Source organism: Falsiroseomonas sp. RANM36 (assembly GCF_056682175.1).
The window spans coordinates 497255-507013 of record NZ_JBWXTD010000005.1; the positions used below are offsets into that span (position 1 = coordinate 497255).

The 9759-nt window shown below is 71.1% G+C and carries 10 protein-coding genes; 8 read left to right on the top strand and 2 right to left on the bottom strand.

Features of this window, described 5'->3' with window-relative positions; all coding sequences use genetic code 11:
• Positions 1-77 precede the first annotated feature (77 nt).
• The 5 genes from AC1MIR_RS20385 (at position 78) to AC1MIR_RS20405 (ending at position 3105) form a co-directional block, all read left to right on the top strand.
• Positions 78-287: a DUF2312 domain-containing protein gene (locus tag AC1MIR_RS20385; RefSeq protein ID WP_480030228.1), complete on the top strand. Its 210-nt coding sequence runs from the start codon at positions 78-80 to the stop codon at positions 285-287.
• Entirely contained in the window at positions 287-754 is a 468-nt protein-coding gene (locus AC1MIR_RS20390; protein ID WP_480030012.1) for a DUF427 domain-containing protein, read from the top strand. The genes AC1MIR_RS20385 and AC1MIR_RS20390 overlap by 1 nt, the downstream gene beginning before the upstream one ends.
• A 20-nt stretch (positions 755-774) precedes the next feature.
• Entirely contained in the window at positions 775-1416 is a 642-nt protein-coding gene (locus tag AC1MIR_RS20395; protein ID WP_480030013.1) for a flavin reductase family protein, read from the top strand.
• An 18-nt stretch (positions 1417-1434) separates the two neighbouring features.
• Positions 1435-2421, top strand: coding sequence for a 2-hydroxyacid dehydrogenase (locus AC1MIR_RS20400; RefSeq protein ID WP_480030014.1), 987 nt, complete (start codon positions 1435-1437; stop codon positions 2419-2421).
• A gap of 171 nt (positions 2422-2592) precedes the next feature.
• Entirely contained in the window at positions 2593-3105 is a 513-nt protein-coding gene (locus AC1MIR_RS20405) for a YbjN domain-containing protein (RefSeq protein WP_480030015.1), read from the top strand.
• A gap of 15 nt (positions 3106-3120) precedes the next feature.
• On the opposite strand, the gene AC1MIR_RS20410 is transcribed toward AC1MIR_RS20405, so the two are convergent.
• Positions 3121-4836 (bottom strand): AMP-dependent synthetase/ligase, encoded by a 1716-nt coding sequence (locus AC1MIR_RS20410; RefSeq protein WP_480030016.1) that lies wholly within the window; start codon positions 4834-4836, stop codon positions 3121-3123.
• A gap of 107 nt (positions 4837-4943) precedes the next feature.
• On the opposite strand from AC1MIR_RS20410, the gene AC1MIR_RS20415 reads away from it, so the two are divergent.
• On the top strand, positions 4944-6791 hold the full coding sequence (locus AC1MIR_RS20415; RefSeq protein ID WP_480030017.1) for a M3 family oligoendopeptidase: 1848 nt from the start codon (positions 4944-4946) through the stop codon (positions 6789-6791).
• Positions 6788-8164 carry an ABC1 kinase family protein gene (locus AC1MIR_RS20420; protein ID WP_480030018.1) on the top strand — a complete coding sequence of 459 codons (1377 nt, stop codon included), beginning with the start codon at positions 6788-6790 and terminating at the stop codon, positions 8162-8164. The genes AC1MIR_RS20415 and AC1MIR_RS20420 overlap by 4 nt, the downstream gene beginning before the upstream one ends.
• A 52-nt stretch (positions 8165-8216) precedes the next feature.
• Here the strand turns inward: AC1MIR_RS20420 and AC1MIR_RS20425 are convergent, their stop codons facing one another.
• Positions 8217-8987 carry a DUF3891 family protein gene (locus tag AC1MIR_RS20425; protein WP_480030019.1) on the bottom strand — a complete coding sequence of 257 codons (771 nt, stop codon included), beginning with the start codon at positions 8985-8987 and terminating at the stop codon, positions 8217-8219.
• A gap of 127 nt (positions 8988-9114) precedes the next feature.
• Here AC1MIR_RS20425 and AC1MIR_RS20430 point away from each other — a divergent pair.
• Positions 9115-9759 (top strand): Rossmann-fold NAD(P)-binding domain-containing protein (locus tag AC1MIR_RS20430; RefSeq protein ID WP_480030020.1); only part of this gene is annotated, 645 nt, incomplete at its 3' end.

Consider the following 9759-nt stretch of genomic DNA (forward strand, 5'->3'; position numbering starts at 1 on the left):
CCCTGCCCCCGGGGGGGCGGGGGGGGCGCTCCCCGCCCCACCCGCCCCCCTCCGCGGGGGCCCCCCCCGCCCCTCGCCTGCGCTCCATCGTGGAGCGGATCGAGCGGCTGGAGGAGGAGCGCAAGGCGCTCGCCGGCGACATCAAGGACATCTATGCCGAGGCGAAATCCGCCGGCTTCGACGTGAAGGTGATCCGCCAGATCATCTCGCTGCGCAAGAAGGAGCCGGCCGAGGTGGAGGAGCAGGAGACGCTGCTGGATCTCTACCGCCGCGCGCTCGGGATGTGATGGCGCGCGAGCGTGTCGCCGGGTATCCGCGCCCGCCGCGGCTGGAGCGCAGCACGCGGCGCGTGCGCGTGGTGCTCGGCGGCGCGACGATCGTGGACAGCACGGATTGCTGGCGGGTGCTCGAGACCTTCCACCCGCCGAGCTGGTACATCCCGCGCGACGCCTTCGTGCCGGGCGCGCTGCGCGATGCGCCCGGGCAGAGCGTCTGCGAATGGAAGGGCGAGGCGGAGTATCTTGACCTGATCGGTGGCGGCGTGACCGCCGCGCGCGCGGCCTGGTCCTATCCGGCGCCGACGCCGGCCTTCGCGCCGATCGCGGGGCATGTCGCGCTCTATGCCGGCAAGGTGGATGCGTGCTTCGTGGACGACGAAAGAGTGGTGACGCAGCCCGGCCGCTTTTATGGCGGCTGGATCACGGCCGATGTCGAGGGGCCGTTCAAGGGCGCGCCCGGCACCGAGGGCTGGTAGCGGCGAAGACCGGGAGAGGCATGATGTTCTACGAGGCCGGAGGGCACCGCGCCGCGGGCCTGCCGCATGACCCGCTGAAGGCGATCGTCGCGCCGCGGCCGATCGGCTGGCTGTCCACGCTGGACGGGGAGGGGCGGCCGAATCTCGCGCCCTACAGCTTCTTCAACATGATCCAGACCGCGCCGCCGATCGTGATGTTCGGCAGCGACGGGCTGAAGCATTCGGCGGCGAACGCCATCGCGACCGGCGAGTTCGTGTTCAACCTCGTCACGCGCGACCTGTTCGATGCGATGAACGCCTCCTCCGAGGCGCTGGAGGCGGGGCACAGCGAGTTCGACTTCGCGGGGCTGGAGACGGCGCCATCCCGGCTGGTGAAGGCGCCGCGCGTGGCGGCGAGCCCGGCCTCGCTGGAATGCCGCGTGCTGCAGCATGGCGCGCTGCGCGACCTCGAGGGGCGCGAGACGGGCGGCGTCTTCGTGATCGGCCAGGTGGTCGGCATCCACATCGCCGATGCCGCGCTGAAGGAGGGCCGCTTCGACATGGTGGCGGCCGGCACCGTCGCGCGCTGCGGCTATCGCGACTACACCCAGGTCACGGCTTTGTTCTCCGCCTTGCGCCCGACCGATCGCGGCGCCTACCTGCCGGGGCAGCGCGACCTGTAGCGGAAAGGGGGCGAGGGCATGCGCGTCGCCGTCTTCTCCACCAAGCCCTATGACCGGCGCTTCCTTGAGGCGGCGAATGCCGAGGGCCACGCCTTCGTCTGGATCGAGGCGCGGCTGGATGCCGCGACGGCGCGACTCGCGGAGGGTTGCGAGGCCGCCTGCCTCTTCGTGAACGACCGCGCCGATGCCGCCGCGCTGCAGGTGCTGGCCGCCGGCGGCGTGCGGCTGCTGGCGCTGCGCTCGGCCGGCTTCAACCATGTGGACCTCGCCGCGGCGAAGCGGCTCGGCATCGCGGTGGGGCGGGTGCCGGCCTATTCGCCGGAAGCGGTCGCCGAGCATGCGGTGGCGATGATCCTGGCGCTCAACCGCAACATCCACCGCGCCTGGAACCGCTTGCGCGAGGGCAATTTCGCGCTGGACGGGCTGCTGGGCTTCAACCTGCATGGCCGCACGGTGGGGATCGTCGGCACGGGGCAGATCGGCACCGCTTTCGCGCGGATCATGGCCGGCTTCGGCTGCCGGCTGCTGGGCCATGACCCGCAGGAGAATGCCGAATGCCTGGCGCTCGGCCTGCGCTACGTGGCGCTGGAGGATCTGCTGCGCGAGGCCGACATCGTCAGTCTCCACTGCCCGCTGATGCCGGCGACGCGCCATCTGATCGATGCGCGGAGCCTCGCGCTGATGAAGCCCGGCGCGATGCTCGTGAACACCAGCCGCGGCGCGATCCTCGACACCGGCGCGGTGATCGGCGCGCTGAAATCGGGCCGCCTCGGGCATCTTGCGCTGGATGTGTACGAGGAGGAGGAGAAGCTCTTCTTCGAGGATCTTTCGGGCACGGTGATCGAGGACGACGTCTTCGCGCGGCTGCTCACCTTCCCGAACGTTCTGATCACCGGCCACCAGGCCTTCTTCACCGAGGAGGCGATGCACGCCATCGCGGAGACGACGATGGCCAACATCGCCGCCTTCGCCGGCACGGGCAGGCCTCTTCATCCCGTCGGCTGAGCGTCGCCGCGCGTCGCGCCACCACTGTGGCGCCGCGTGCCGAACAACTCTGCGTGTGGTCTCGCTGCGGCTCGGCGCTTGAACCGCACGCGGCTCGCGGGCGATGATCTCCATGCGAACGCATCGGCAGGACGTGGCGCGGGAGGGCGCCTTCAACAGGGAGGAACAGGCATGACCATCGGGCTCGCTCCCTTGGTCGCGCGGCAGCGCGCGAGACTGGCGGCGGCTTTCCTCGCGGTGGCGCTCAGCGCCGGCGAGGCGCGGGCGCAGAACGCCGCACTGCTCGACGCCTCCGACCCCGAACGAATCGCGCAGCTCATGCAGTCGCGCGGCTTCCAGGCGGATGTGGCGCGCGACGGGCGCGGCGATCCGATGATCCGATCGGCCGCGGAGGGCGTCGGCTTCGTGATCCAGTTCTATGGCTGCCGCGACAACGCGAATTGCCGCTCGATCCAGTATTCCGTGTCGTTCCGCATGGGCAAGCCGCCGACGCTGGAGGCGATCAACCGCTTCAACCAGGAGCGGACGCTCGGCGAGGCATCGCTGACGACGACCGGCCTGCCGCGCCTGACCTATTTCATGACGCTGGAAGGCGGCGTGAGCGAGCAGAACTTCCTCTATGCCTTCACGCTCTGGCGCAGCGTGCTGCGCGCCTTCGTCGCCCATATCGGCTTCCGCGCATGAGGGCGGCGCGGGCGCTCAGCTGCGCCCGTGCAGCGCCTCCACCTCCGCCGCATGCGTCTCCAGCACGACGCGGCGCTTCACCTTCATGGTCGGCGTCAGCATGCCGTTCTCCACGGTGAAGGCCGGCACGGTCGCGGTCTTGCGGATGCGCTCGATGGAGGAGAGCTTCGCGTTCACCCGCGCCACCGCGGCATGCACCTTCTCCGCCATGCCGTCCGCCGGCACGAGCAGGGCGACGATCGCCGGCTGGCCCTCGCCGGCGACGACCGCCTGGGCGATCTCCGGCTCGGCCATCAGCAGGCCCTCGAGCTTGGCGGGGCTCACCATGTCGCCGCCGAGCGTCTTGATGAAGTCGCGCTTGCGGTCGGTGATGCGGATGCGCCCCTCCGTCATCTCGGCCACGTCGCCGGTGTGGAGCCACCCGTCCTGGATCGCCTTGGCGGTCGCTTCGGGCTGGTTCCAGTAGCCGTCCATCACCAGCTCGCCCCGCACGCAGAGCTCGCCATCCTCGGCGATGCGCGCCTCCACGCCGGGCAGCGGCGGGCCGACGGTGCTGCGGTCGTTGTCCCAGGGCAGGTTCACGCTGATCACGGGGCCGGCCTCGGTCTGGCCATAGCCCTGGATCACCGGCAGGCCGAGGGCGAGGAAGAAGCCCGAGAGGTCGGGATCGAGCCTGGCGCCGCCCGAGACCAGCGCGAGCATCCGGCCGCCGAAACGGTCCCGCACCTTGGCGCGCACCAGCCTGTCCAGCAGCGCGTCCTGCAACCGGTCGAACAGGCCGAGCGGCGGGCCGTCCATCCTGCGCAGCCCGAGATCCACGGCGCGGTGGAACAGCTTCTCCTTGAAGCCGCCCTCCTTCTCCACGCCGGCGAGGATGCGGGCGCGCAGCACCTCGAACAGGCGGGGCACGGCGGTGACGATGGCGGGCCGGATCTCCTGGAATTCGTGGGCGAGCCGGTCGGCGCCGCGGGAATAGACCACCTCGACGCCCAGCGAGGGCAGCAGGAAGCCGCCCACGGTGTGCTCGTAGCTGTGCGACAGCGGCAGGAAGGAGAGGTAGCACTCGCCTTCCAGGTGCAGCCGGTCGGCCAGCCGTGCCACGCCGTCGCGGTTCGAGAGCATCGCGCGGTGGGGCAGCATCACCCCCTTGGGCGCGCCGCCGGTGCCGGAAGTGTAGATCAGGCAGGCCAGGCGACCGGGCGGGATCTGCTCCGCCTCGGCGCGCAGCATGCCGAGATCGCTCGGCGCGGCTTCCAGCTCGGCCCAGGGCATCGGCGCGGGGCCGGCGGGAAGCGCCGCCTCCTCCATCGCGACCAGCAGGTCGAGGCCGCCCGTCGTCGCGGCGGCCTCGGCCACCCGCCGGGTCAGCGCCGCGCCGGAGACGATGGCCGCGCGCGCCCCGGAATCGCGCAGGATATGGGCGTGGTCGGCGGCGGTGTTCGTGGTGTAGGTCGGCACCGTCACCGCGCCCACGGCCATGATGGCGGTGTCGGCGATCACGAATTCCGGCCGGTTCTCGCTGACCAGCAGCACGCGGTCCCCGGCGGCGACGCCGCGGGCGCGCAGCCCGGCGGCGACGGCGGCGACGCGATGGGCGAACTCCGCCCAGCTCACCCGGTGCCAGGCCTTGTCCTTCCAGTGCCGCATCATCGGCCGGTCCTGCCGGCGCGCGGCCAGCTCCAGCATCATCTGCGGCAGGCTGTTCCAATGGATGCGCTTGCCCGGCTCCATTCCCCGACGAATCCCCCCGATCAGCCCGTTGCCGCGGCCCGACGGCTTTTCGCGCGGGGCCGGCGGTCTATATCCAGGGTGAGAAGCCTCCGGACACAAGAGACGCCGTGACGATTCCCGAAGATTCCCGCCTGTTCCCCGCCCGCGACACCGCCCGGGCGGGCGGCTCCGCGACGGCCGAGGCCTTGCCATCCTGGGACCTGACGGACCTCTATGCCGGGCCGCAGGATCCGCGCCTTGCCGCCGACCTCGATGCGGCCGAGGCGGAGGCCAAGGCCTTCCAGGCCGCCCATGCCGGCAAGGTCGCCGCGCTGTCCGGCGACGCCCTGGCGGAGGCCATCGCCACCTACGAAAAAATCGAGGAGCGGCTGGGGCGGGCGATGTCCTACGCCCAGCTCGTCTTCTCGGCCGATGCGCAGGATGCGGCGAATGGCCGCTTCTACCAGACCATGCAGGAGCGGGTGACGGCGATCTCCTCCCACCTGCTGTTCCTGACGCTGGAGCTGAACCGGGTGGAGGAGGCGGCGCTGGAGGCGAAGCTCGGCGCCTCCGCCGCGCTCCGCCATTGGCGGCCCTGGCTGCGCGACCTGCGCGTCTTCCGCCCGCACCAGCTTTCGGACGAGCTCGAGAAGCTGCTGCACGAGAAGGAGGTGACCGGCCGCTCCGCCTGGAACCGGTTGTTCGACGAGACCATCGCGGGCATGCGGGTGACCGTGGCGGGCGAGGACCTGACGGTCTCCTCGGCCCTGAACAAGCTGTCGGACCGCGACCGGGAGGTGCGGGCCGCGGCGGCGAAGGGCGTCTCCGAGGCCTTCGCGGAGAAGGTGCGGCTGTTCGGGCTGATCACCAATGTGCTGGCCAAGGACAAGGAGATCATCGACGGGTGGCGCCACTATCCCCGCCCGACCAGCGCGCGCAACCGCGCCAACATGGTCGAGGACGAGGTGGTGGACGCGCTGGTGGCGGCGGTGCGGGAGAGCTATCCGCGGCTGTCGCACCGCTACTACGCGATGAAGGCGAAGTGGCTGGGCCTCGAGAAGCTGAAGCACTGGGACCGCAACGCGCCGCTGCCCGACCAGGATGATGCGACGATTGCCTGGCCCGAGGCGACGAAGCGCGTGCTGGACAGCTACAGCGCCTTCAGCCCGGAGCTCGGCGCCATCGGCCGGCGCTTCTTCGACCGCCCCTGGGTGGATGCGGCGCTGCGGCCGGGCAAGGCCTCGGGCGCCTTCGCGCATCCGACCGTGCCCTCCGTGCATCCCTATCTGCTGGTGAACTACCACGGCAAGACGCGCGACGTGATGACGCTGGCGCATGAGCTCGGCCACGGCGTGCACCAGATCCTGGCCGGGCAGCAGGGCTACCTGCTGTCCTCGACGCCGCTGACCCTGGCCGAGACCGCGAGCGTCTTCGGCGAGATGCTGACCTTCCGCAACCTGCTGGATGCGGAGACGGACCCGAAGCGCCGCCGCGCGCTGCTGGCCTCCAAGGTGGAGGACATGCTGAACACGGTGGTGCGCCAGATCGCCTTCTACCGCTTCGAGACCCTGCTGCATGACGAGCGCAAGAAGGGCGAGATCGCGCAGGAGCGCATCGGCGAGCTGTGGATGCAGGTGCAGACCGAGAGCCTGGGCCCGGCCTTCGACTTCACGCCGGACTACAACGTCTATTGGGCCTATATCCCGCACTTCGTTCACACGCCCTTCTACGTCTATGCCTATGCCTTCGGGGACTGCCTGGTGAACGCGCTGTACGGCGTGTTCCGGGAGGGGCATCCGGGCTTCCAGCAGAAGTATCTCGACATGCTGCGCGCCGGCGGGACCAAGCGGCACAAGGAGCTGCTGGCGCCCTTCGGCCTCGATGCGTCGGATCCGGCCTTCTGGCGCAAGGGGCTCGACGTGATCAGCGGCTTCATCGACGAGCTGGAGGGCGCGGCGCCTGGCGCCAAGGCATGAGCGAGCGCAAGGAATCCACCCTGTTCGGCGAGGTGCGGCGCATGGTCCGCACCTCGGGCGCCGTGACCGGCGTCGCGGCGCGCGTGGCGGGCGAGCGCTTCCTCGGCATCAAGGCCGACAAGAACGCGCATGCCGAGAGCCTGAAGCAGGTGCTCGGCGGGCTGAAAGGCCCGCTGATGAAGGTGGCGCAGTTCCTGGCGACGGTGCCCGAGGCGCTGCCGGAGGAATATGCGCAGGAACTGGCGACGCTGCAGTCCAATGCGCCGCCGATGGGGTGGAACTTCGTGCGCCGCCGGATGCAGACCGAGCTCGGCCCGGCCTGGCAGTCGAAGTTCAAGGCCTTCGGACAGGAGGCGGCGGCCGCCGCGAGCCTCGGCCAGGTGCATCGCGCGACGCTGCCGGACGGGCGCGAGGTGGCCTGCAAGCTGCAGTATCCCGACATGCCGAGCGTGGTGGAGGCCGATCTGCGGCAGCTGAAGATCGCGCTGTCGCTCTATCGCCGCATGGACAACACCCTCGACAACGAGGAGGCCTATGCGGAGCTGGCGACGCGCCTGCGCGAGGAATTGGACTATATCCGCGAGGCCGCGCATATGCGGCTCTACGGGCTGATGCTGAAGGACATCCCGGGCGTCGCCGTGCCGGAGCCGGTGCCGGAGTACACCACGAAGCGCCTGCTGACGATGACCTGGCTGCAGGGCCGCCCGATCCTGCGCCGTCTCGAGGAGGATCCGCCCGCGGAGGAGCGCGTGGCCTACGCGAAGGCGCTGTTCCGCGCCTGGTACGTGCCCTTCTACCGCTACGGCGTGATCCACGGCGATCCGCATCTCGGCAACTACCAGGTGCGGGAGGATGCCGACCCGGATGTGCGCTTCGGCGTCAACCTGTTCGACTTCGGCGTGATCCGCGTCTTTCCCGCGAGCTTCGTCACCGGCGTGATCATGCTCTACGAGGCCGTGCGCGACCACGACATCGAGAAGGCGGCCGAGGCGTATCGGATCTGGGGGTTCAAGAACCTCAGCAAGGACACGATGGAGGTGCTGAACGTCTGGGCGAAGTTCCTCTACGAGCCGCTGGTGAGGGACGAGGTGCGCACCATCACGCCGCTGGACGACCCGCAATACGGCCGGCGCATCGCGATGCAGGTGCATGAGGGGCTGAAGCGGACGGGCGGCGTGAAGATCCCGCGCGAGTTCCCGCTGATGGACCGCGCCGCGATCGGGCTCGGCAGCGTGTTCTACCGCCTGCGCGCGGAGGCCAACTGGCACCGGATGTTCATGGAACTGGTGCACGATTTTCGGGAAGCCGACATCGCCGCGCGCCAGAGGGCGGCGCTGGAGGCGGCGGGGGTGCCTGTGGGCTCCGGCGGCTGAGCCTGTTCCGGCCGCTGGCGCCCTGCTTTCCTCGGACCCCGCCCAAAGCGGCCTAACCGGGCACCAGCCGCGCCGTGATGCGCTGCACCGGCGCGGCGGCGTAGTCGCGGCGCATCGCGGTCTCGTCGGTCCAGCGCGTGCCGGGTGCGAAGCGGCGCGCGGTCCAGGTCAGCGGCACCTCCGCCGCTGCGAAGGGCCAGGGCGAGACGGTCATCACGCCGTCGCCTTCCTCCAGCCTCAGCGGCACCTCGCCGCCGCCGGCCAGCGGCGCCATGCCCGACCAGCCGAGCGTCGCGATGCCACCGCAGGCGGCAAGGCTCAGCGCGTCCGTCACCGCCACCAGGGCGGCGGCCAGTTCCAGCTCGGCCTCGGTGGCGCCGAGCCGGGCGAGCAGCTGCGCCCGCAGCGCGCCCTGTTCGCGCTGATAGGTCTCGGCGGCCGCCGCATCCTCGGGGCTGACCCGGTGGCGGTCGCTGTAGGCGGCGTAGATCCGCGTGCCGTGGCGGCTCACCAGCAGGCCGACCCAGGGGCCCCAGCTCGCGATGGCGCGCTGGACGCCGGCGGCCCACATCGGCGCGTGATCGCGCGCGCCGACCTGGCGGAAGGCATGCGGGCGACCCGTGGCGGGGTCGAGACTCGGGGAAGTTTCCCAGTCCATCCAGGCGACGTCGTGCTGGGCGCAGGCCGTCGCGATCTCCTCGAAGGGCTCTGGCCGGGCGAAGCCGGGCGCACCCCAGGCGCGCGCCATCTGGCCGGAAACCAGCGCGTGCATGGGCTGGCTCACGGCGAGAAAGGATCCGTCCGGCAGGTCCCTGAACAGCATCGCCAGCCTCCTTCGCGCGGCAAGAACATGGCGCGCCGCCACGCCCTCCGCCATCCCTTGCCTTGCCAGACCGGCCCCCAGGCGTCATATCGCGCCGGCTTCAGCCTCAACCGGGGGGTCAATCGGAATGCGGGTAGCGGTCCTGCGCGAACGGCGCGCGGCGGAGACGCGGGTGGCCGCGACACCGGAGACGGTGAAGAAGCTCATCGGCCTGGGCTGCACCGTCGCGGTGGAGGCCGGCGCCGGCGCGGCCTCCGGTATCCCGGATTCGGCCTATGCCGAGGCGGGCGCCGAGATGGCGGTCGATCCTGGCGCGGCGCTGGCCGGGGCGGGCATCGTTCTGGCGGTTCGTGCGCCGGAGGCCGCGGAGCTGGCGAAGATCCCGCGCGGCGCGCTGCTGATCGGCACCCTGCAGGCCGATGCCGCCGCCGCGAAGGCCTATGCGGAAGCCGGGATCGACGCCTGCGCGATGGAGCTGCTGCCGCGCATCACCCGGGCGCAGTCCATGGACGTGCTGTCCTCCCAGGCGAACCTGGCGGGCTACCGTGCGGTGATCGAGGCGGCCGAGGCCTTCGACCGCGGGTTCCCGATGCTGATGACCGCCGCCGGCACCATCCCGGCCGCCAATGTCTTCATCATGGGCGCGGGCGTGGCCGGCCTGCAGGCGATCGCGACCGCGCGGCGCCGGGGCGGCCGCGGCGCCCCCCCCCCAGTCCCGCCCGCCGCGCAGGAGGGGATCAAATCCCACGGCCCCCGCGTCGGACGGGAGCAC

What these genes read in the sequence shown, in the direction of transcription:
- AC1MIR_RS20390 (WP_480030012.1), top strand. Translation starts at nt 287, where the DNA reads ATGGCGCGCGAGCGTGTCGCCGGGTATCCGCGCCCGCCGCGGCTGGAG.
- AC1MIR_RS20395 (WP_480030013.1), top strand. Translation starts at nt 775, where the DNA reads ATGATGTTCTACGAGGCCGGAGGGCACCGCGCCGCGGGCCTGCCGCAT.
- AC1MIR_RS20400 (WP_480030014.1), top strand. Translation starts at nt 1,435, where the DNA reads ATGCGCGTCGCCGTCTTCTCCACCAAGCCCTATGACCGGCGCTTCCTT.
- AC1MIR_RS20405 (WP_480030015.1), top strand. Translation starts at nt 2,593, where the DNA reads ATGACCATCGGGCTCGCTCCCTTGGTCGCGCGGCAGCGCGCGAGACTG.
- AC1MIR_RS20410 (WP_480030016.1), bottom strand. Translation starts at nt 4,836, where the DNA reads ATGGAGCCGGGCAAGCGCATCCATTGGAACAGCCTGCCGCAGATGATG.
- AC1MIR_RS20420 (WP_480030018.1), top strand. Translation starts at nt 6,788, where the DNA reads ATGAGCGAGCGCAAGGAATCCACCCTGTTCGGCGAGGTGCGGCGCATG.
- AC1MIR_RS20425 (WP_480030019.1), bottom strand. Translation starts at nt 8,987, where the DNA reads ATGCTGTTCAGGGACCTGCCGGACGGATCCTTTCTCGCCGTGAGCCAG.